This is a genomic window from Polaribacter sp. Q13, from assembly GCF_016858305.2.
Classification (GTDB): Bacteria; Bacteroidota; Bacteroidia; order Flavobacteriales; family Flavobacteriaceae; genus Polaribacter.
The window spans coordinates 504,103-528,245 of sequence record NZ_CP074436.1 but is presented as its reverse complement, the minus strand read 5'-3'; the positions used below and the strand labels follow the sequence as shown (position 1 = coordinate 528,245).

At 32.1% G+C, this 24,143-nt stretch carries 15 protein-coding genes; 1 reads left to right on the top strand and 14 read right to left on the bottom strand.

Going from position 1 to position 24,143, the window contains the following annotated elements:
* Nucleotides 1-68: 68 nt before the first annotated feature.
* The 11 genes from JOP69_RS02045 to uxaC all read right to left on the bottom strand — a co-directional run bounded on the left by JOP69_RS02045 (nucleotide 69) and on the right by uxaC (nucleotide 17,794).
* On the bottom strand, nucleotides 69-1,436 hold the full coding sequence (locus tag JOP69_RS02045) for an alpha-L-fucosidase (RefSeq protein ID WP_203393099.1): 1,368 nt from the start codon (nucleotides 1,434-1,436) through the stop codon (nucleotides 69-71).
* A gap of 9 nt (nucleotides 1,437-1,445) precedes the next feature.
* Nucleotides 1,446-2,912, bottom strand: a complete 1,467-nt coding sequence (locus JOP69_RS02040; RefSeq protein ID WP_203393100.1) for a sulfatase — start codon at nucleotides 2,910-2,912, stop codon at nucleotides 1,446-1,448.
* 15 nt (nucleotides 2,913-2,927) lie between these two features.
* A complete protein-coding gene (locus JOP69_RS02035; RefSeq protein WP_252191165.1) occupies nucleotides 2,928-4,205 on the bottom strand; it encodes a family 43 glycosylhydrolase in 1,278 nt (425 codons plus the stop codon).
* Between the two features lie 7 nt (nucleotides 4,206-4,212).
* Entirely contained in the window at nucleotides 4,213-5,088 is an 876-nt protein-coding gene (locus JOP69_RS02030; protein WP_203393101.1) for a family 16 glycosylhydrolase, read from the bottom strand.
* 180 nt (nucleotides 5,089-5,268) lie between these two features.
* Nucleotides 5,269-5,976 (bottom strand): hypothetical protein, encoded by a 708-nt coding sequence (locus JOP69_RS02025; protein ID WP_203393102.1) that lies wholly within the window; start codon nucleotides 5,974-5,976, stop codon nucleotides 5,269-5,271.
* Nucleotides 5,977-5,987: 11 nt separating this feature from the next.
* A complete protein-coding gene (locus JOP69_RS02020; protein ID WP_203393103.1) occupies nucleotides 5,988-7,592 on the bottom strand; it encodes a DUF5060 domain-containing protein in 1,605 nt (534 codons plus the stop codon).
* 248 nt (nucleotides 7,593-7,840) lie between these two features.
* Nucleotides 7,841-9,376, bottom strand: a complete 1,536-nt coding sequence (locus JOP69_RS02015) for an alpha-L-fucosidase (protein ID WP_203393104.1) — start codon at nucleotides 9,374-9,376, stop codon at nucleotides 7,841-7,843.
* Nucleotides 9,363-10,658, bottom strand: coding sequence for a family 43 glycosylhydrolase (locus tag JOP69_RS02010; RefSeq protein ID WP_203393105.1), 1,296 nt, complete (start codon nucleotides 10,656-10,658; stop codon nucleotides 9,363-9,365). Before JOP69_RS02010 ends, JOP69_RS02015 begins: the two co-directional genes overlap by 14 nt.
* A 13-nt stretch (nucleotides 10,659-10,671) precedes the next feature.
* The gene (locus tag JOP69_RS02005) at nucleotides 10,672-13,518 is read right to left on the bottom strand and encodes a glycoside hydrolase family 2 TIM barrel-domain containing protein (protein WP_203393106.1); all 2,847 of its coding nucleotides are present in this window, start codon (nucleotides 13,516-13,518) and stop codon (nucleotides 10,672-10,674) included.
* Nucleotides 13,519-13,539: 21 nt separating this feature from the next.
* Nucleotides 13,540-16,383 (bottom strand): glycoside hydrolase family 2 protein, encoded by a 2,844-nt coding sequence (locus tag JOP69_RS02000; RefSeq protein ID WP_203393107.1) that lies wholly within the window; start codon nucleotides 16,381-16,383, stop codon nucleotides 13,540-13,542.
* Nucleotides 16,384-16,390: 7 nt separating this feature from the next.
* Nucleotides 16,391-17,794 (bottom strand): glucuronate isomerase, encoded by a 1,404-nt coding sequence (gene uxaC, locus JOP69_RS01995; RefSeq protein ID WP_203393108.1) that lies wholly within the window; start codon nucleotides 17,792-17,794, stop codon nucleotides 16,391-16,393.
* Nucleotides 17,795-17,947: 153 nt separating this feature from the next.
* On the opposite strand from uxaC, the gene JOP69_RS01990 reads away from it, so the two are divergent.
* Complete coding sequence (locus JOP69_RS01990; RefSeq protein ID WP_203393109.1) at nucleotides 17,948-19,114, top strand: hypothetical protein; 1,167 nt, start codon at nucleotides 17,948-17,950, stop codon at nucleotides 19,112-19,114.
* Between the two features lie 132 nt (nucleotides 19,115-19,246).
* Here the strand turns inward: JOP69_RS01990 and JOP69_RS01985 are convergent, their stop codons facing one another.
* Genes JOP69_RS01985 through JOP69_RS01975 form a run of 3 tightly spaced genes read right to left on the bottom strand, consistent with a single transcriptional unit; the run spans nucleotide 19,247 to nucleotide 24,143 of the window.
* On the bottom strand, nucleotides 19,247-20,842 hold the full coding sequence (locus JOP69_RS01985) for a sulfatase (RefSeq protein WP_203393110.1): 1,596 nt from the start codon (nucleotides 20,840-20,842) through the stop codon (nucleotides 19,247-19,249).
* A 6-nt stretch (nucleotides 20,843-20,848) separates the two neighbouring features.
* The gene (locus JOP69_RS01980) at nucleotides 20,849-21,970 is read right to left on the bottom strand and encodes a glycoside hydrolase family protein (RefSeq protein WP_203393111.1); all 1,122 of its coding nucleotides are present in this window, start codon (nucleotides 21,968-21,970) and stop codon (nucleotides 20,849-20,851) included.
* Between the two features lie 46 nt (nucleotides 21,971-22,016).
* The gene (locus tag JOP69_RS01975; RefSeq protein ID WP_203393112.1) at nucleotides 22,017-24,143 is read right to left on the bottom strand and encodes a glycosyl hydrolase 115 family protein; all 2,127 of its coding nucleotides are present in this window, start codon (nucleotides 24,141-24,143) and stop codon (nucleotides 22,017-22,019) included.

Here is a 24,143-nt window from a genome sequence, read left to right as displayed (position 1 = left end):
AAAAGAATAACCTTGTAAAAACTAGATTTTATGTTCATTTTTTCGCAATCGCTCAGAATGATTAAATATTAATATTTAACAAAAGTGATCTCCGCAATTTTAGGTAATTGAGAACTTTCTAAAACTACCATTCTATATTTTTGAGCAGTAACATCTTCAAAAGAAGCATTAAAATTATTCGTTATTTTATTTCCTTCAGCCAGTAATTTCCAATCTCCATTTACAAAAGCTTCAATTTTAAACTTCTCTACACCTTTTCTAAATTCACCACAAATAACTCGGTTAAAAGTTTCTGGCTTTCCAAAATCTAATTCTATCCAAGGTTTTTTGTCTTCTTTGGCAAATTGCCAACGTGTAAATAAATTACAATCAATAACATTGCTTGGTTTAAATTCATCAGAAGAAGAACTAGAAGCAGTAACAGTTACGTTTTTATGAGGTTTTTCTACTTTTGGCAATGCCATTAATGGTTTAGAAAAAGTAACTGCTTTACCTATTTCTTTCAATCTATTTACTACATTATCATCCATTAAACCGGCATCATTTGGAGCCGCATTTAATAAATAATTAGCATAATGAGTATTTGCAAAATTTAATTCTTCAACAACAGATTTTACGGATTTCAATTCTTGATTTTCATATCCTTTTTCCCAAAACCAAGTAGATTGTAACGTGGGGCCTTGTTGAGAAGGCAATGTATTATCATACGGACAATGTTGCCCGTGCGTAGCTTCATAATGCACCAATTGCGTTACATTTAAATCCGTTTTACAACTATGATTTATCACTAAACAATTAGGTTGAATAGAATGAATATGATCTTCCAAAACTTTAAAAGGCAACTCATTAAAATTTGGTCCATGTCCCCATTTAGATCCCCAACCATCAATAACAATACATATTATATCACCATAATTGGTTAGTAATTCGGTTAGTTGATCTTTTGTGTATTGAATATTTTTAGGTGTAATATTTTTATTTTCAATTTTATGTTGTCTATCCCAAACCGAAAAATAGAGTCCGATTTTTATGTCTTGTTTTCTAAAAGCATCAACATATTCTTTAACAATATCACCTTTATAAGAACTACTAGCAATATCATAATCTGTCACTTTAGTATTCCACAAACAAAATCCATCATGATGTTTTGTTGTAAATACGGCATAATTCATTTTAGCTGATTTCGCAGCTTTCGCCCACTGATTGCAATCTAAATTTGTTGGTGCAAATGATTTTGGATCGTGATTTGGTTTTGCCCATTGCTCTGCATGATAGGTACCCATATTATAATGAATAAACATACCAAAATTCAAATTTAAAAATGATAAAACGAGGTTTACTTTTTCTTGTTTTTCCGCTATGTCTTGCTTTTTTTGTTTAACACTGCACGAAAACAACAAGCAAATTATTACAATCGGAATCACCTTTTTTATCATCTTACAATTTTATTTTATTTTTAAAAGCTCCACTTTCTTAGACTTCTTTATCAAATCTTCATACAGTTTTTTATACATATCTAAACGTTTCTTTTGATATGCACCAGCTTGCAAATAGATGTTACTTATGTTTTCGCTATTCCAATCGTTCCAAAGTTTTGCTAATTCTTTTCTTAATTTTGGCGATTTAGAGATGATATCATAATCCTCATAAGGATCTATTGCCATATTAAACAATTCTGGTACCGCTGTTTTTTTATTACGTTTTAAAAACTTAGCCCCCATCGTTCTTACTCCCCAGGCTTGACCATCTTGCATTCTCCAAAACAACGCTTCGTGTGGAGATCCTTTTTTATTTCCTTTTAAATAAGGAATTAAATTTTTACCTTCTAATTCATACCCTGAAGTATCTCCATTACCAACAGCTACAGCCGTGGCAGCAATATCTAATGCAGAAACTAAACCATCAAACTTTTTAACTTTAAAATTCCCATTAGGATAATGTACTATAAAAGGTACATGACAACCGCCTTCATACATACTTCCTTTTCCCTCTTTAAATTTACCATTACTAGCAAATGTTTCTCCCTTTTTTCTTGGTCCTCCGTTATCGGACAAAAAGAAAATTAAAGTATTGTCTAATTTTCCAGATTTTCTAAGCGCCTCTACTACAACACCAATTCCTTGATCTAACTCGTCGACCATTGCAGCATAAGTTCTTCGTTTTTTATCCTTGATAAAATTGTATTTCTCAATAGTTTCTTTTGGTGCTTCTAAAGGCATATGTGGTGCATTGTAAGCTAAATATAAACAAAAAGGCTTATCACTTTTACTAACAAATTTTGCAGCATCTTTACTTAATGCTGATGTTAAATACTCATTAAATTCTCCTGCTTTATCATTTCTTGTTAATGGCCAATAACTACCTTCATTAGCACTGTAATGAGGTTTATTATTCTTTGGGCTGATTAAAGGCATATGCGTTTTTACATTCTTCGGGAAATAAGAATGTCCTCCTGATAAAAATCCATAGAAATAATCGAATCCACGATTATTTGGATGAAATGTATCTGAACCTCCTAAATGCCATTTACCAATAACTCCTGTTTCATAGCCAGATTTTTGCAATCTGTTTGCAAAAGTCTGCTCTGTTAATGGCAAACCATTATACATATCATATTTCGAATTTGTAAGATTTATTTCCAAACCAAAACGCGCTTGATATCGCCCAGTAATTAAACCTGCTCTTGATGGCCCACAATAGGGATGCGTAACATAACCGTTTTTCATAATAACCCCATTATCTGCTAGTTTATCTAAATTAGGTGTTTGAATGTCTTTAGATCCTGTAAAACCAAGATCTCCATATCCTAAATCATCAGCCAGAATAATTAAAACATTTGGTTTTTCTTGTGCAACAAGAATGTTTAGCGAAGTAAAAAGCGCTATAAATAAGCTTACATATATTTTTTTCATAAATCTTGATTTTAATTATTTAGCGTTTTCTGATGCAATTCTTTTTTGTTGTTTTTTACTCAAACTACGTTTAAAGTAATCTTCAGGTGTATATTTTACTCTTGGCTCTTTCATTTCATGATCATCTAAATCTTGACTTAAATCACAGTCAAATCTTGCCAACATTGAGTGAAATTGTCCTTTTTTACCCAAACCTATAAAATGCGCCAATCCCCAAGTAATACCTCTACCATCTTTTGTATCTGTAAATGCATCTGGCACATAAGGTGCCGCCGCATACGGCATCATTTCTGTAATTGAAGCAATCTCAAAGTTTACACCATCTTTTGCAAATTGCACTGTATTATGCTCATTTCCATCTTTATAAACCATTGCAGCAATTCCGTCTTTAAAAGGAAACAAAGATGTTTCGTGTCCAGATGAAATAACCGGATTTAACGGATGTTTGGTAAAAGGGCCTAAAGGATTATCTGCAGTTGCCAAACCTTGCATTCTTATCCAATTTGGTTTTACGCCAAAATCTGATTTGTAATATAAATAAATTTTTCCGTTATAAACTAATGGATACGGATCGTGAATAGAGTATTCATCCCACTCTCCTTTTGCACCATTTGGAATTACAATTTTATTATAAGCTGTCCAAGGTCCATTTGGAGAATCTGCATAAGAAACTGCCACCGGACAATCATCACCTCTTTTTCCGCTTGCTTCCATAAAACCTTGGTAATACAAATAGTATTTTCCTTTCCACTTTAAGATATCTGTTGTAGTAACCGCTCTCCAACCAACTATCGGTTTTTCTGGTCTTTTTATAGCAACACCTTGTTCTTCCCAATTGAAACCATCTTTACTGGTTGCATACCAAATTTCTGCTAAATCCCAATCTGATGAAGGAATTTTATCTGTCGATTTTTCAGCTCCTTGTGGCGGAGTTGGTGTATTTCTGTACGTATACCATACATAATATTTACCATTATGCTTTATTACTTTTGATGGATCTCTTCTGCTAATTGTACCATCATGATTATGATAATCAAAACCTTTTAATGGTGTATATTTAAATTGAGAAAACAATTCATTGGCTTGCGGTTTAGGAGCAGGATACGCATCGTATAATCTATTTAATGCAGCGCTCATTTTTCTATCTGGTTTTTCCATAGGTAGTACATTCGGAAAACCAGATTGCTGTTCTGAAGCCTTTTTGACAACTACTTTTTCTGAAGTTTTATCAGCACAAGACAATAGAATTGAGACTGTTAAACAAACCATTAAAATGTTATACGTGTTTTTCATTGCTAATTTAATTTACTAATTTCCATGAACGCACCCAATCATAAGAAGTGGTTCTATCTTTTTCTGATAAACCAACCATTCCTCCATTTGCAGGAACTGGATTCCAGTCATACGTTTCTACAACCATTCTTAAATGCATTTGGATATTAAAATCTGCTGGAGGTGTAACTTTTTTCACCAATTTTCCATCTAAATAGAATAATATTTCGTCTTTACTTTTCCACCAAACACCATAAACATGAAAATCATCATAAACTTTTCCTTGCATAAGACCTCCTCCTTTGCTGGTTCCTTTTATATAATCACATCCTTCAGGAATATTTCTACTATGTGTATTTGAGTTCATTGCTTGATCAAAATTTTTCATCCATTGTGCATCATTTACAATTTGACCAACACATTCTTGAATATCTAATTCTGTGGTTCGTTTGTCACAACCCGTAACACCTTTGTTTTCATTTATCAACCAAAATGTTGATGACATAAAACTCTTGTTAGCTTTCATTCTACTTTCATAATAGCCATAAGTCATTCCATTTCTTGATCCTACGTAACCACCTCCATGTGTAAATTCTTTTCCGTTTTTGGTTATGGTTTTAGGCAATTTAGTTGTTGTAATTTGAAGTTTACCATCTGCAACCTTAATATTTTCTGCCATAAATAATCCAGGAGCTCTTCCAATCCAACCTTGACCCGATATTTGCCATTTTTTCTGATTTACTTTTTTTCCATTAAAGTCATCAGACATGTTTTTAACCAATTTCCATTTTGCTCCTTCCGGCTTTGGGTCTTCACCATTATTGAAGAATGGAGATTTTTGAGCATACAAAGTGTTTAATGCAAGCATGATTAATACAGTTGCTATTCTTTTAAATGTTGTCATATTCAATATATATTTTATTCATTATACCTTCCGTAAAAATAAGATTTGATTAAAAAACAACTTAAACAAATCACTTTCTTTACATAAGATATGTGCTATTCTAACTTATTCTTAGAGAATTATTTCAAATTTCAGAAGAAACCTTAGAATTGTATCTTAATTTAAAAACTATTTTTCTGCTTACTCTATTTCCCAAATTTTAAAATTATCAAACAAAATATTTCCACCAGTTATTGTTGGTCCAAATTTATTTAATGTTGGATGTGCAATTCCTTCGGATTTGATTGATGCTATTTTACCATCTATTTCACATTGTAAAACAGCATTCTTTTTGGTTATAACCGCATGATAAAATTTACCTTCTTCAAATTTCAGTTTTACGATAGACTTTTTAGATGCTAACATTTTTTTGAATTCAGCTTTCTTTTTTGGATCTCCTTTTATTTCATTTCTCAGCTTCAAATTCATACTACCAGTTTTATCATCTTGCACGGTAAAACCCATTTTAGAAAAGGAAACTCTAGAAATATGACCTGCATGAACAGCTTTACAGTTACTGTCATCCATCACTATATTGAATCTTTTTCCTCCTTCAAACTTAAATTCGAATTCTATTAGTACATCAGCATATTTAAAATGTGCTCTAGTAACAGAACCATGACCAGCATCTTTTATTTCTTTACTTACTAAAACTCCATTTTCTATAGAAAATGCTCCAATAAATTTTTCTTTTATCTCCCATTTGTTGCCAATTTCAGTTCTTTCAAAATCATCAGAAAACAGTAAAGTTCCTTTTTTAACTTCTAAATCTTCGACTTTTTTATTTTGAGCTGCTCCCAACTGAAAACAAAAAATAATTACCAAAATACTACCATATATTTTTTTCATTCTTTCTTATTTTAATGTGTACGAATTAAAATCGCATCGGCTTTATTGTACCACGGGTTCCTGAAATTGCCTTTTTTAAATTGAAATACCTCACTATACTCTCCCGTTAGCGTATTAAACCATTGATACGTACCTGTTTTTGAAAAAAATGGAGATAAGTAAAAAATGGACGCTTGATAATTATACTTTGGCAGGTACATTAAAAACACGCCTTTGTTATTTGTAAGTGTGTAACCGCTATTATTACTTTTTAAGTCTGGTGTAAACTCATTAAAAGAATACTTTTTAAAGAAATTTACAAAGTTTTTATAGTACTCATATTTTGGTTTTACAAAACCTTTAGGCTGATTTTCAATATCGTGAATCATGACATACCAAGAAGTTCCTTGCCAATAATACGTGCTATACGTACCCGAAAAATTAATCATATAATTTCTTCTCAAACTAATTTCTGGATCTACATAATCTCCAGGAAATACTTCAAATTCTGATTTTGTATAACCTCCATGCTCAATATTAAAAATTGGTTTATTCGGAAATGCTTTTTTAACCCCAAGCATATCGTGATAAATAGTTGCACTCCAGTTTTGTGCCGAAATGATATCTACTTTATCAGGATTCTTAATACAAAAATCATATTCGTGCACCGTTTTTAAACGCTTATAAGCATCTAATTTTTTAATGCGCTCTAAACGTTCTAAAATATAGGCTGTAGAGCACCGTTTTCTATCATATGCTTCTTTAGCAACATCCCAAACTACATTCGGAAAAGCTTGGTAACGCTTTATAATATAATCAAAAAACATATTATCCGCTTCCGTTTCTGCATCTGGCCAGTTTACCAATTTGTTCCATACATAAATCATTAAATGAAGAGAAATATTACGTTCTTTCATCATGTCAATCGTTCTATCCATTTGCTGAAAATAAGCAACATTTAAAAGACTGAAATCAGGCGTCTTATTAGTTCCTAAAAAAGGAAAAATAGACAAATCATTACTATAGTCGTATTCTGGATACGCTGCCAACTTTGGATCACGTTCCCATTTTGCTCCAAAAGAATATACGGTAGTTACAATCTGATTTAAATTATTATTTTGTAAATCATTTAATAAAATAGTTGTTTTTGGTGCTGCTTTTTTATTTTCAAAATCTAAAGCAAACAACCAATCGCACTCATACGCCATTTGCATGTATGGAGCGCCATCTTCGTAATAAAAATATTGTGGATTCTCTGGTTTTACAATAATGCCTCCATGTTCTGTTTTATTTTTAGTGGGAATTACTTTAAAAGAACCATTTTTATTATGCAAACCTTTTAATGCAGATTGGGTTACAAATTGCCATTTCCCTATTTTAGATGTTGAAAAACGAACAACCCATTCATTGCCTCCATTATAAAAACCAGGAACATTTATTTGTTCTCCACTTTCATTTTTAAATGTGGCTTCAAAATTTACAATAAAAGGATTACGAACATTAGGAGTTGCTTTAAATAGAAAGTCGTGTACTTGCCATTGTTCTATCGTAATTTTTTTAGCATAATCTGATTTATCAATATTTGAAAACGAATTAAATGAAACTAATAAAAATAAAATAACCGATACTTTTTTCATTTTATTCAATGTATTTAAATTATAGAATACTTCCTTATTGAGATGAAGTAAATGTATTTATTACACAGAAACAGAAGCTACACAAATAGTCATGTTTATATATGAAATGTTCTTTTTCAATAAAATAAAGACTTAAAACCATGCAATAAGAGCCATTACAAACATATTATTCATAAAAGTATATTTTAAATTAAAAACAATAAACCACCGTTTTAGCGGTGGTTTAGATATCATAAAAAAGAAAAATTTTACTCTAAATCTAGTTTAAACACATTGGCCAAACTATTCATTTTCACATCCGGAATGGTTAAAAAGAAAGAAGCTGTAGTTAGCTCAAACTTAGTTTCTGCATTGGTTCCCATATGTGTAATTTTTGTAATTTTTCCTGGTGGAATATTTCTGTGATATCCTCCAAAAGATCTCATTTCAATTCGTTCTCCTGATTTTGGCACTCCTAAAAAGAAAATATACATCGACTTTTTATCTTTAGCTACCGTAAAACGAATGTCATTGGCCGTATAATTTACAGATGATGACTGTCCTGCATTGTGTCCTTTTCCTGTTTTTGCATTTCCAAATCCAAAAATATTATGTGCTCTTGTTCCATACACCGCTTCACCATGCACTTTCATCCAATCTCCAATTTCTTTCAATACATCTCTTTGTTCTTGATTGATAACTCCATCCGCCCGTGGCGAAACATTTAACAATACCACACCGTTTTTACTCCAAACATCTATCATATTACGCACCACCATATCTGCAGTTTTGTAAGGCTCTCCTTCCACATACATCCATTTACTTTTCCCTAGCGTAATATCAGTCATCCAAGGTGTTGGCCAAGAATCTCTACGTCCTCCTTGTTCATAATCCAACACACTATATTCTGATGGTAAATCTTGTTGTTTATGCGCTAGCATTACTTCTTTATGTTGCTTAATTCCGTTGTTAAAATGATGCGCTGCCATTTCATTTCTTTTTTCTTCCGGAATTAAATTCAACCAGGAATCATACCATAAAATATCCGGACTGTATTTATCCACCACTTCATTTACTTGATCTAACCAATATTGATTGAATTCTTCTATGGTTTCAAAATTCCCAAATAATTTACGCAATTTTGGATCTGTAGTTGCTGTTGGTAAATATGGTTGATATACATAATGACTGTCGTACGCATCTCCCCATAATTCAGGTTTATCCCTATTACGCTGTCCATTTCGAGCATGATGAAACGTAGCAATGGTTCTTAAACCTTGTTTCTTTAGCGATTTAAATATATCACCCAAAATATCTCTTTTAGGTCCCATATCTGCTGCATTCCAAGGATTCACTTCACTATCCCACATGGCAAATCCATCATGATGTTCTGCTACAGGTCCTGCAAATTTAGCTCCTGTGTTTTTAAACAATTCAGCCCAATCATCTGGATCAAAATGTTCTGCTTTAAACATCGGGATAAAATCTTCATATCCAAATTCATAAATACTTCCGTAAGTTTCCTCATGATGTTTACGAACTCCTCCTTTAGCTTTATACATATTATGAGGATACCACGCACTACCAAAAGCCGGAACACTATAAGGTCCCCAATGAAAATACATTCCTAACTTTGCATCAGCAAACCACTCTGGTGCAGCTCCGTGTTGTTTTAATGACTCAAAAGTAGGCTCGTAATGTTTTATAACAGTACTTTCTTTTTTAATACTTTCTTTTGTAGCAGTGCAACTTACCGCTACAATTGCTCCAATTAATAGAAAATATTTTAATTTAATTCGTTTCATTTCCTTTAAGTTTATTCGTTTCTTTAATAATTCGTTTTTTTTGATCTCCACTTAATTTATGTGTATAATGAAATTCTGGACTGTAATTATAATGATGTCCTTTCATTTTTTGATCATCTATATCTTGACTTAAATCGCAATCAAAACGTGTAAGAATGGTATGATTCCAATTTCCATCAGCATTTATAAAATGTGAAATCCCCCAAGTAATTCCTCGTCCATTTTTAGTATCCGTAAATGCATCTGGTACAAATGGTCCGCCTGCAACTGGCATCAATTCTGTAATGGAAGCTATTTCGAAATTTACCCAATCTTTTGCATACTGAATAGTATTATGCTCCATACCATCGCGTTGCACAATGGCTGCAACTCCTTCTTTAAAGGGAAACAAGGTTGTTTCATGCCCCGAATTAATCACCGGATTTAAAGGATGTTTTACAAAAGGACCTAAAGGATTTTCTGCAATTGCCAAACCTTGCATTCTTATTTTTGAAGGTTTCAATTCTTTTCTTTTATCAAAATCTCCTTTGTAATACAAATAAATTTTACCCTCATGAACTAAAGGATACGGATCATGAATGGAATATTGATCCCAAGAACCTTCTGGGCCATTTGGAATTACAACTTCATCGTAAGGAATCCAAGGCCCATCTGGAGAATCAGCGTATGAAACTGCTACTGGACAAAAATCTCCTCTTAAACCGCTTGCCTCCATAAATGCTTGATAATATAAATAATATTTTCCCTTAAACTTTAAAATATCAGTAGTAGTTACCGAACGCCAACCTGCTTGGGGTTTTGGAGGACGAGGAACTGCAATTCCTTCTTCTTTCCACGTAAAACCATCTTCAGAAGTAGCGTACCAAATATCAGACAAATCCCAATCTGCAGAAGGAATTACATCTGTAGCTTCCTTTGCACGAGCCATTCCCACGGGTCTTACAGGCGATTTTCTACCTGTATACCAAACATAATATTTTCCGTTTTCAAAAATTACTTTAGATGGATCACGCCTTGTAATTGTTCCATCTCCGCCGTTATAATCAAACCCCTTTAACTCTGTATATTTAAACTGTGTGTACAATTCGTTTTGCTCTGGACGAATTTTATCATAAGCATCGTAATTACGAGCTACTGCAGCGCTTAAAGGTCTATCAGGTTTTTCCGCAGGAATAAAAAAAGGAAATTCTTCTTTTGATGCTTCTTTTACTGTTTTATTTTCTGTTTCACACCCTACTAATACTAAAATGGACGCAAAAATTAAGAGACCTCTTTTTATCATTTTCTTCAATATTTTAAAATTCGAATGTTAAATCTATCTTTATTGGTTCATCTACATTACCAAAATAATTTTTAGGGCTTCCTTGTGGACCCGATGCAGAAGCTGGCATAAACTTGGTGCCCATTGCTGGTATGTTTTTTACAAAAGAAATATCACCTTTTGGAAAATTAGTCACTATCGCTCCTTTTTTAGGATCTGCAGGTTGATCTGGAGTTAACATTCTTAAAAAAGTTAAATCAGAATGACAATAAACTGTAAATCCATTGTCTTGTTTCCCTTTTAACTTTACCCAATTTAAGCTCGAAAAGAATCCTTTAAACTCAGGATATACAAACCCAGATTCTCCGGTAACTGTATTATTATAATCATTTTCCCAAACTCTAAACTGAGTTCCTTTCATACGATTACGCCAAACACGGTAAGGACCATCACCAAGCCATTTCATCCCTTTTACTTCTTCTTCAGGGAATGAAAATGTGATTCCCATATAACCTTCTACAATTTTCTGACTCCTGAGTTCAACCTTTAAATCAAGTAAACCATTAGGGTAAATTGTCCATTTGAAAAAATCCAACGTCATTTCATCATTCTCTTTCCAATCATAATATTTTTTTCTTTCCTTGAACAATCCTGTTATTTCAACTTTATCATCAGATGCATTTACTTTCACTTTTTCTAAAGCTGATTTGTTCCCTAAAAGAATTGGTCCATCTTTTATCGGAATTAATTTTCCGTTTTTCTTTACTTCCTTCAACAATCCATTTTCAGCAGAAAATTTAAACTCATTTTCACTTGCAATCACCGTAATAAAAGCATCAGATTTAATAGTTTTAATACTACCTTTTACATTGAAGTTTAGTTTGTCTTCATTAATTTTATTTGCTGATTTAACAGGATAGGTCCAAGTAAATATTTCCATGCCATAAATATCTGTAGCTGTTAAAAACAAAGCATCTGCAGATTTCCAATTCTTAGGTTTATCAACATTAAATTTCCCTTTTGCTCCTGGTGCTAATTCTGGTAATTCAACCTTACTTTCTGATACAATATTAAAATCTGTAGTACCTTCTGGTCCATTAAAACGAACCCATTTTGCTGTCATTGAACATTCATTCAAATTTGTAAAATGATAGCGATTTTCTACATTAAAAACTCCAGAAAAATCATCTCTTATATAACGATCTGCAATATAAATTGGCGACCAAATTTCTTTAATAGTGAAATAACTTCCTTCTTTTTCTCCATAAGGCCCCACAATTCCATCTGCTGCATGGTTATTATCCAAATCGATAATACCACCTTTATCGGTTCGTACAACTCCTTCATCTGCAAAATCCCATAAAAAACCTCCGGCTGCCAAAGGCATATTCCACATTTGTTTCCAATAATCATCCAAACCTGCACCATGACCACCATCGTATAAACCATGTAAAAATTCTGTAGGAAAATAAATTTTGTCTTTTACAGGTGAATCGAAAGCGAATTTGTAATAATCAGGATAATGCATCGTATTCATCTTTTTAAAGGAATTCCAAGGATGAATTACTTCACGATTTTGAATATCCCATTTAGAAAATTCTTTATCCAATTCTAGATTCCAACCAGATTCGTTTCCGTTTGCCCAAATTAAAATGGATGGATGATTTACATCACGCACAATCATTTCTTTCACTAACTTTTTTCCAACCTTGGTGTCTAAATAAGGATTGTGCCAAGTACATAATTCATCAATCACAAACAAACCTAAAGAATCACACGCTTCTAAAAAGTGAACATCTGGCGGATAATGAGACATACGAACCGCATTCATATTCATATCCTTCATCATTTTAATATGCTCAATACTTAATTCCTTAGAAGTTGTTCTTCCAGAATTGGGATAAAAACTATGACGATTTACACCTTTAAACTTAATTTTTTGTCCGTTCACATAAATACCGTCGCTTTCACGAATTTCTACTGTTCGGAAACCAATTCGTTTTGAGATGGTATGAATAGTTTTTCCTTTTTTATCAAGCAGATTCATTTTCAGTTCATACAAATTCGGTTTTTCAGCATTCCATGTTTTTACGTTGGCAGCCTTTCCTTTTAAAATCCATTTCCCCTCTTTCTTTTCGGTTGTAAAACCTGAAATTTTTTGAACTAAATCTCCATTTAAATCCAATAAATTCATTTGAACCGTTTTGGTTTCCTTCGGATTAAAAAACAATTCTGCTGTAATATCTCCGTTTGCTTGCGCATCTATTGCCACATTATTTATGTATTCTTTTGGTAAAACCTCCAAATAGACAGGACGATAAATTCCACCGAAAACCCAGAAATCTGTATGACGTTCTGCATAATTTATAGATTCATTTGCAGACATTTTATTCACTTTTACTTCTAATAAATTTTCTGTTCCGTATTTCAACAATTTAGAAATCCCGTATTTAAATTCATAAAATGCTCCTTGGTGAATTTCGCCTGCCAACTTTCCATTAATTTTGACTTCGCAATCTGTCATTACTCCTTCAAATACAATTTTAACCTCTTTTTGTTTCCAATTTTCAGGAACAGAAAATGTATGCTTGTACAAACCATATTCATCATTATACTTTTTTGGAATCTTATAATCACGTCCGTAATTGTAATTACCAAAACCTTGTAATTCCCAGCAAGAAGGAACGCCAATTTTAGTCCATTTTTTACTGTTCATTCCATCAGAACAATAAAAGTCCCAAGCAACAGTATCGTCTTTACCAGTACCTGATAAATATTGTATTAGCGTTTGATTTTTTTCAGCATTATTTTGAGCAATTAATCCTCCAGAAAAAAGGATTATTAAAAGAAATAGAACTCTAAAAAAGAAACTTTTTTTCATATTGAAATATTTTATAAGTTTTTAAAACTGAAACGTTAAATCGATACTTATTGGTTCATCATCATTACCAAAATAATGTTCAGGATTTCCATGAGGCCCCATACTTTCTGGTTTTTGAAACTTGGTTCCAATTCCTGGAATATTTTTCACAAAAGAAATATCACCTTTAGGAAACTCTGGAGAAACGCGTCCTTTTGAATCTTCCTTTGGTTTTTGTGGAGTTAACATTCGTAAATATGTGTGTGGCGAATGACAAAAAACAGTAAAACCATTGTCATTATTTCCTTTTAATTTTGTCCAATAAACACTTGAGAAAAACCCTTTAAATTCTGGATATACAAAGCCAGATTCTCCGGTAACCGTATTGTTATAATCATTTTCCCAAACCTGAAATTTGGTTCCTTTCATTCTATTTCTCCAAACTCTGTATGGACCATCTCCTAACCATTTCATACCTGCAACTTCTTTTTCTGGGAATGAAAATGTAATGCCTCTAAAATCTTTTAAATTTCTAAAACCTTTAAATTCTACTTTTAAGTCTAACAAACCATTTGAATGCACCATCCATTTTATAATATCAGAACGTTTTTCTTTAATGGTAGACCAAGAAGGAGACCTGCTTTTTTCTTCAAAAACAACGGTAATTTCTACTGCATTCTCTAATGATTTCACAGTAACATTTTCAATTTTATCATGCTGACTTAAAATAATAGGGCCATTATGTAACGGAATTATCTTATTCCCTTTTTTAACTTGTTCTAACAAACCGGTTTTATCAGAAAACAAATACGTCATTTCATTTGCCTCAACTTGTATTTGATTATTCTTCGTTTCTATTTTCAGACTTCCTTTATTTGAATACTCTATTTTTGATAGATTTACCTCTTTTGGAGTTTTTACAGGATACGTCCAAGTAAAAATTTCTTTTCCTTGAGGATTTACTGCTGTTAAATGCAAGGCATCTGCTGTTTTCCAATTTTCTGGTGTATCAACATAAAATTTATCCTTAACTCCAGGAGATAAACTTGGCAATAGAACGTTACTTCCTGAAATAACTGAAGGATTTAAATTTCCATTAGGACCATCAAACTTCACCCATTTAGCTGTCATTTTACAAGCATCCAAATTTGTATAATGGAATCTATTTTCCACACGAAATATCCCGTTAAAATCATCCTTAATAAATCTCTCTTCTATAAAAATTGGAGACCAAATTTCTTTAATAGTCAAATAACTTGCCTCTTTCTCGTCATAAGGGCCAACAATGCCATCTGCTGCTTTGTTTCCTTGTAAATCTAATTCGTTATTTCTATCGGTTCTTTCGATGCCTTCATCAGCAAAATCCCATAAAAAACCACCTGCAGATTGTGGTAAACTCCACATTTTCTCCCAATAATCTTCTAATCCTGCACCATGACCACCATCATACAAACCGTGTAAAAACTCTGTAGGAAATAAAATTTTTTCTTTGGAATACGAATCATTTATCAAAGAATGATAATGACTATAATGAATGGTATTTGTTTTTTTGTAGATACTCCAAGGATGAATTACTTCTCTATTCTGAATATCCCATTTGGCATAATCGCCATCTACTTCCGGGTTCCAACCTTGCTCATTTCCGTTTGCCCATAATAAAACGGAAGGATGATTTACATCTCTCACCACCGTTTCTTTTACAATTTTACGCGCCACTTTGGTGTCTAACATTGGGTTGTGCCATGTACAAATTTCATCAATCACAAAAAGTCCAATTGAATCACAAGCCTCTAAAAAATGAACATCTGGTGGATAATGAGACATGCGAACCGCATTCATATTCATATCCTTCATCATTTGCACATGTTTAATACTCAATGCTTTTGATGTGGTTCTACCAGAACTTGGGTGAAAAGAATGTCTATTAACTCCTTTAAATTTAATTCGTTCTCCATTTACATAAATACCATCTCCTTCTAAAATTTCTACGGTTCTAAAACCAATTTTTTGAGTTATAATATGAAGAACCTTCTGCTTATTACCCAACAAATTAACCTGTAAACTGTATAAATTTGGTTGCTCTGGATTCCATGTAAGAATATTTGAAGCCTTTACTTTTACCGTCCACTTTAATTTTTCTTTTTGAATACTTTTTACAACCAAATCCTGAATTTTATTTCCTTCAATATCCAAAAGTGATAGACTTACAGCTTGTGCTTTTTTAGCATCTAAAAATAAGTCTGCGATAATTTCTCCGTTTGCTTTTGCATCAATTGCCAAACGTTTTATATTTTCCTTTGGCGCAACTGTCAGATAAACAGGTCTGTAAATTCCACCAAAAATCCAAAAATCAGCATTACGCTCTGCATGATTTACAGACTCGTTTGCAGAAACTTTACTCACTTTTACTTCTAATAGATTAACTTTTCCGTATTTTAAAAGTTTAGAAATATTGTATTTAAATTCATAAAAAGAACCTTGATGAGTTTCTCCTACTAATTTTCCATTAATTTTCACTTCAGCATCCGTCATAACACCTTCAAAAACAATGTTGATGTCTTTGTTTTTCCAATCTTTAGAAACGTCAAAAGTATGTTTATACAGACCAATTTCTTTGGCTCTATTTTTTTCGTCATCAGAACCATAATTATAAGCGCCAAATCCTTTTTGTTCCCAGCAAGATGGCACGCCTATTTTTGTCCATTTTCCGCTATTTCTTCCTTCTGAACAGAAAAAATCCCACTCCACTAAATTGTCACTTCCAGTTCCAGACAAATATTTAATTTCTGTTTTAACCCCATTATCTGTAGAAATTTGATGCTGAGATACAACCAATTGCGTTGTAAAAAAAACAACTACAAGCAAATACCTTTTTAATTTTTTCATATATTTTTTAATCAAATTTGAAATAATTTTTTGCGTTGTAATAACAAATGTCTTTTACCATATTACTTAACAACTCTTTATCGTAAGGAATCAAACCGTTTTCAATATCATTCCCCAATAAATTACATAGAATTCTTCTAAAATAATCATGACGAGAATACGATACAAAACTTCTAGAATCTGTTAACATTCCAACAAAACGACTTAATAATCCTAAATTAGATAAGGCATTTAGTTGATTTTCCATACCAGTTTTTTGATCTAAAAACCACCAACCAGAACCAAATTGAATCTTACCCGGAATAGTTCCATCCTGAAAATTACCAATCATAGTAGCCACAACTTCATTTTGAGAAGGATTCAAATTGTAAATAATTGTTTTAGTCAATTTATCTTCTGTGTCTAAAGTATTTAAAAATTTAGACATAGCAGCTGTACTATTAGCATCATGAATAGAATCAAAACCTGTATCAGGCCCTAATTTAGACAATAATCTACTATTATTATTCCTTATGGCACCGTAATGAAATTGTTGCGTCCAACCTTTTTTATGATCCATAATTCCGAATTCATACAACATAGCAGATTTAAACTTTACTATTTCATCAGAATTTAATTCGATACCAGATCTAGCTTTAAAGAAAATAGTTCTAATATCAGCCATCACATAATCTTCAGCATAAAAAACCTCAATTCCATGATCAGACAATCTACAACCAATTTCATTAAAAAAATCATGACGTATATTTAAAGCCTTTATCAAATCTTCAAAAGAGTTTATGTAAACCCCCGAAACACCAGATAATTTCACCATATAATCATTAAAGGCCTCACCATTTTCGATAGCCATTGCATTGTCTGGTCTCCAAGTTGGTAAAACTTTAATTTCGCAATCGCTTTTTGCAATTTGTATATGATGTTCTAAAGAATCTATTGGATCATCTGTAGTACAAACTACTTCTACATTCATCGTTCTCATTAAACCCTGTGGTTTAAACGCTGGTGTTTTCAATTTTTCATTTGCTAAATCCCAAACCTCTTTTGCGGTATCTTTATTTAACAAACCTTCAAAACCAAAATACATTTTCAACTCCATATGTGTCCAATGATACAAAGGGTTTCTCAATGTATTCGGAACCGTTTCTGCCCATTTTTCAAACTTTTCCCAATCGGTAGCATCACCAGTGCAATATTTTTCTGAAACGCCATTTGTTCTCATAGCTCTCCATTTATAATGATCGCCATCTAACCACAAATGAGTTAAGTTTCTAAAATTTTTATTTTCTGATATTACTTTCGGATCTAAATGACAGTGATAATCTATAATCGGCATTTTTTCTGCACTTTCATGAAACAAAATTTTAGCTACGTTGGTTTCTAAAATAAAGTCTTTATTTAAAAATGGTTTCATTTATGTTTTTTGATTTTGATTCTTCTACAAATACAAGTTTTAAAAAAACTTACTCAAAGCTAAGTATATCATTTCATTTTCATAACTTTAACGCTACTTTAACGGTAGCTATAACGGTTAAAGTTTACAGCTATTAGGTCAAACCTATTTTACATGAGTTTAAAAAAAACAATACTAACAAACGAGCAAAAACAAGAAATTGTTTCTAAAATTAAAAAGAGCAATACACTAAAAAATGCTCCTACTAGTAATGCGTTACTTCAATATTTACATGATGCTACTTTAAACAACACTACTTTAAAAGAAGGTGTTATTGATATTGATTTTTTTGGAAACAAAGAAGTAACGGATAAAAACAACCCTCGTGTTCGAGTAAACGTATACAATTTAAGAAAAAAACTAATTACCTATTATACCGCAGAAGGTAAAGACGATTCTTGGATATTACACATTAAAAAAGGACAGTACAAAGTAAGTTTTACAAAAACAGAATCGCCACAAAAAACATTTCAGAAAATTAATTGGAAAGTTACTATTCCGTATGTCTTGTTAATTGGTGTAATTGCTTTTTTCACCATCAGTAATACAACACCAAAACCGCCTGAACTGTGGAAAGAATTTTTTAAAAGCGATTCACAAACAAATTTATTTATTGGCGATCACTTTGGAATTACAGGAAAAACAATCACCAAAGGTTACGGTTGGACCCGTGATTTCGATATCAACACAAATGAAGAGTTTCATGCTTTTATTGATAAAAACCCAGAATTAAAAAAATTAATCAAACCTTCTAAATACAGTTACAGCACACGCATGGGCGCTTTAGCTACTCAGAAAATTCAAAGTTTTTTTCAGCAACATAATCATAATTTTGACATCAGGTTCTCTACACAAACTTCTATTCCAGAAATTAAAGAAAAGAATGTAATCTACGTAGGGCCAACAAAAAACAAAAATCAATTTTTACCTTTTTTTAATGAAGGAAATCCGTTCTGTAATATTTCTAATGACTTTATAACGATTAAAAATCACCCTAAAATAAAAGACCAAACTATTGATTTAAAATCTAAAACAGAATCCGAAGAATATGCCATTGTTTCTAAATACAAAAGCTTAGGACATAAAGAGCATTTTGTATTTTTTTCACAACATGATATTGGCGTAAGTGCAACTGTTGCTTATTTTACAAATATTGATAGCATTACAAAATTTGAAAACAACTATTTAAAAGAGCAACATCACTTTACAGCTATTTTTAAAGTAAAAGGGGTTAACAGAACCGACACTAATATTCAACTTTTAGACGTTATTCCTTTTTAAAAACAAGAATTCTGTAACAAAAAAATCTCTAAGAAATGTCTTAGAGATTTTTTTAATTTTATAGAATGAAGGTAAATAAATAATTTGAAACTTATTAATTTCAAATTCATCACCTGAATTAATGTTTTTAGATTAGTCTATAGTTTGAAAACTTCCCCACCAATCATTTTTAGGGTCAAAATCTGGTGATAAATAAGACATTCTTTGTTTCTCTAGACTTTCTAACCTTTTAGTTGCTATTTTTTGTAAATATGCTGCCTCTAAAGCCGCATTATACGTCGGATCTTTCTCTGGATAATTTGCGCCTACTTCTTTCAAGTAATTAAAAAGCTCTGTTTTTAATGCCGATGCTATTTCTTGATTTTCTTTTGAAATTTCATGTATTTCAGCTTCATCATTTTTTAAATTGAATAACTCTCCTCTACCATCTTCATAATAATGAATAAATTTCCAATCACCTTTTCTAATTACTGATGAAGGCTCTCCTCCTTGATTTCCATAATGTGGATAATGCCAAATTAACGGACGCTCTTTGATAGTTCCTCCTGTTAACAGCGGTAATAAACTAACGCCATCTAAATGCTCTTTTGGTTTTAACTTTAATCCAACCAAATCTAACAATGTAGGATAAAAATCTGTACCAGTAACTGGTGTATTATTCTCTTTAATTCTCTTTTTTATCCAAGGAACTTTTATAAAATATGGTTCCTTAATTCCTCCTTCATATTGATATCCTTTACCTCCTCTTAATGGCAAATTGGAAGTTGAGTTAGAGTCTCCTGCAGAAACGCCTCCGTTATCAGAAGTAAAAACAACAATGGTGTTTTCGGCCAATCCTAAATCTTCTAATCCTTTTAAAACTTCTCCAACTGCATCATCCATAGATTCTACTAAACCAGCATAAATAGGATTGTCTTGCGTTTCTCTCATTGGCAAAAATTTCTTCATTTTAAAAGAAGTCTCAGCAATGCCATTTTTCTCAGCTTTCTTACGATATTTTGCCCATTTATCTTTTGTTGTTTGAATTTTTCCGTGTACTGCATAGAAAGACAAGTAAGCAAAGAATCTGTTGTCTTTATTCTCTTTCATAAAGTTTACCGTTTCTTTTGCCAAACGCATACTTAGGTTCTCACCATCTTTTCCATCCTTTAAGTTATCATTTTTATATGGAGAAAAATAACCTCCACGAGGTCCACCAGCATCCCAACCACCTTTATTAACATCAAAACCATGATCTTCTGGCCACGATCCTTTTTCTCCTAAATGCCATTTACCTGCAAAAAACGTTGCATATCCGGCAGCTTTTAAGGCTTCTGGTAACGTAACATCTTTATGAGACAAGCTATGTTTATACTTGGCTGGCATTAATTTTGAAAACCTTTTTTTCTCTCTCCATTTTTCTCCTTCACGTGCACCAATCCAATCTGTAATTCCGTGACGTGCAGGAAATTTACCATTCATAATACTTGCTCTAGATGGACTACAAACTTGGCATGCAGCATAACCATTGTTAAAAACGGTTCCCTCTTTTGCGATACGATCAATATTTGGCGTTTCATAAAAACTATCGTTTCTATAACTTAAATCATTATAACCATAATCATCTGCTAAAATAAATAGGATATTTTTCTTTGCTGGTTCTTTAGATTTTTCATCAACTTTCTGCTTGGTATTACAAGACATTAGCAGTACAATTGCTGCGGATAAAAGGATTGTTACTTTTTTCATTTTTTTTTATTTATCAACATTATTATATTCAATAGGAATGGCAATATTCCCATTTACATTATTATCATAAACGGCCACATAAATCATAATGGGCTGCCCTTTTTCATTGGTTAACACAAAAGGTCGTTCCACTCGTTTTGGTTTCCAAATTGTTCCGTCCGAAAGTACAAATTCTTTCTTCATAAAAACACTTCTTTCATCTTGTTGCCAATCAAAACCATTCTCTGAACTAAACAAAGCTAAGTCCTTTTTTCCCATTACATGGCAAACCATATAATGCTTGTTCAGAATTTGGTCAAACCAAATACACGCATCTTCTGTTTGAGCTTCTGCATACACTGGTTTCTTTTTAAAATTAAAAGGACCTTCTGCCTTATCTGAACTACCTACTAACTGAATTCTAAAAGGTTTTTCGTGTTTTAAATCATCACCTTTCATAATCATTAAATACTTATTGTCTTTATAAATTACTGCAGGATTCACGGCTATTTTTTTAAACTTTACATTGTCGGGTTCAACTACAATGTTTTTTGATCTTACAAAAGGTCCCGCTGGATTACCTGCCACAGCAACACCTATACGTTGGCTATCTCTAATGGCACTTCTGTTGTTATTAAACCAATCTTCATCAGGATATTCAATTTTATCTTTTTCAAGTAACGCCTTAATATCATTGGCTATATAATACAAACAAATTTTTCCTTCGGCAATAGTAGCATACGGATTGTGAGAATTATTTACATCCCATCCATTCGTTTTTCTATCTTGTAAAACAACATTTACAAATTTAAATGGGCCTGCTGGATTGTCTGAAACGGCGTGTGCAATTTCACAATTGGTCATCCAGCCTTTGTGCTTATATTTCTTGTTCCAACGAGAATAATAGGCATGGTATTTTCCTTCCCATTTTACCACACTTAATCCCCAAACATAATTCTCTGGCTCTACCAAAACTTGTTTAGTTGTCTCACTATTTTGAAAATTGGCTACTGTCTCTGGCGATAGTGGCGTAAAACTGATATTTTTATAATCTTTTATCACCTCAACTTTCTGTTTATTCTGCTCGTTAGATTTACATGATAATAACGCAAAAAAGCTAATAGCAACTAGTATATATTTTCTAATCATAAATTTGTATATTTTATTCAATTTTATTTTAAAACATCTTGATCAATTAATCAGCATTTTCCATATAAATGAGTTCTTTCTGATATTTGCTATCAAAAAAAGGTTGGTATTTATACTGAATACCAGGTGTTTTAGAATTCCTGTTTTTGTATTCTAAGTTAAAAAACTTCAAATCTTTAACATGTAAAATGTAATTTTCTAAAACCTCTTCAATACGATACGTTAATGCCGTTTCATCCCAACGATACCAATCTTTGAATTTACCTGATCCATTTTGCTCTATTCTCTTCTCGATTTCAACAGCTTTTTTTGCATGCTCTAAAGCTGCATAGGCTGCTAATTGACTTTTATGATACTCTTTATTTAAATAGTATTTTAATGATTTTGAAAAATCTGCAGCCATCCCAGTTAAGTTGAACATTTTTTCTGTAGGAAGTGCCATATCTATAGTATAAAAATTTAACCTACTCCCTTTTAATTCTCCTTTAGCTTCTAAAGTATGTTGCACCGAAACGGCCCATTTATCTTCAGCTAAATTATATATTTCTGAATACGCATCCAAGGCAAAATCCATTTTCGAATTAAAATCTTTCAACTTTAAAAATGCTTTTTTCCCTTTACCAGGAAACTCTTTCTTAAAAAAACTAGGATCCATTTCTTTTTGATACGCCATATTTAATAAGCGTTCTACATAAAAGAAGTACCATTCATCTCCTGGCTTTCGTTCTGGATCTCCCAAATCAAATTGATTTGTAAAAAAGTCTTTATAACTCTGTACAACTGCCTGTGAACTGGTATTGAATTTATCTTTAGCATACCAATCGAAATAATAATTACCATTAGGTTGATTTTTATACGAATCAAAATCATTCATATAATTCACCATTTGCTGCACTCCAAATATTTTCTCTTTAAAATTACCAACGTTTAACACAATCATATCGGTTAAACCATGCGTAATTGCCTTGTCCATTTCTCTATGTAAAACATCTGGATGAATGGTGTTTATACGCAAATGTGTTCTACGATTGTGATATGATACATGTTGATAAACGCCTTTACCTAATTTTGTGTTCTCTGCAGATTTCCATGTGCCTTCCGGAAATGTTCCGTAACCTTGATCTGAAAACAATATCATGGTATTTTTTGGATAATTAATTAGTCCATCACGATACATTCCGCCCAGTTCTCCCCATAAATAACCACACACTAAAGGATCTTCTTCACCTCTAATTTCTTTGATAAGGTTGTACTGCGTTTCAATAACTTCGTTTACAATTTTTGCTTTCTCAGCCGCAGAACTTTTACGAGACATACTGGGGTCATCGTCCCAAAAAGCACGATCTAATAATCCTCTAAAATTTAACGTCCAAATGACATTTTTTCCTTTTTGTCTTTCAATAGCATCTCTCCAAAACTTCACAAAATATTCTTTATGTGTAGACCAAGAATACGGAATATTCTTTGGCCAATATAATGGCACACTTCCTACAGGTTCTGCATGATGTTGTGCAATATACAAGCCCATGTCTGATGCTAATTTAAGATGCACTTCATCTGCTAAAACCAGTGTAGAAGGAATTACACCTGTCATTTTAAGTCTTAACATGGTTTCGTAAAATTTCTCCATGAATTCAAGATTGAAACCATATTCAAGTTTTTCCATCTCAAAACCAACAATTAAATCTTCATCATTCACAAAAAACACCCGATGTTTATACGTATACTTTTTTGATGAAATTTTTCCAGTTTTAATTTTGATAGAACTCACCATTTCGGGTACAATATCTGTAAAATAGATAAATGGATCTATGCCTAAATAATCTTCTGAAAAAGCATAAATAGCGTGAATTAAACCCAATTCATCCGTTCCATTAAAAATGATTTTTTTATCAGAAATTTCAATTTTATAACTATCAAAATCTTTACTATTCTTATCAATATTCAACTCAATAAGTATAACTTCTTTTGATGATTTTGTCGTTCCAAATTTTACATTGAAATCTTTTTTAAGCGCTTTTACAGCATACATAACCGCTTTGGAATTGCTATTATCTGTAATGGCAATATTGTTATATATTTCTATGTTCTTTGCGCTAAGTACGGTTACTGAAAAGAAAAAGAATAGTAATCCAAACGTTTTCCTTAATTTTAAATCCATTTTATATTTCAT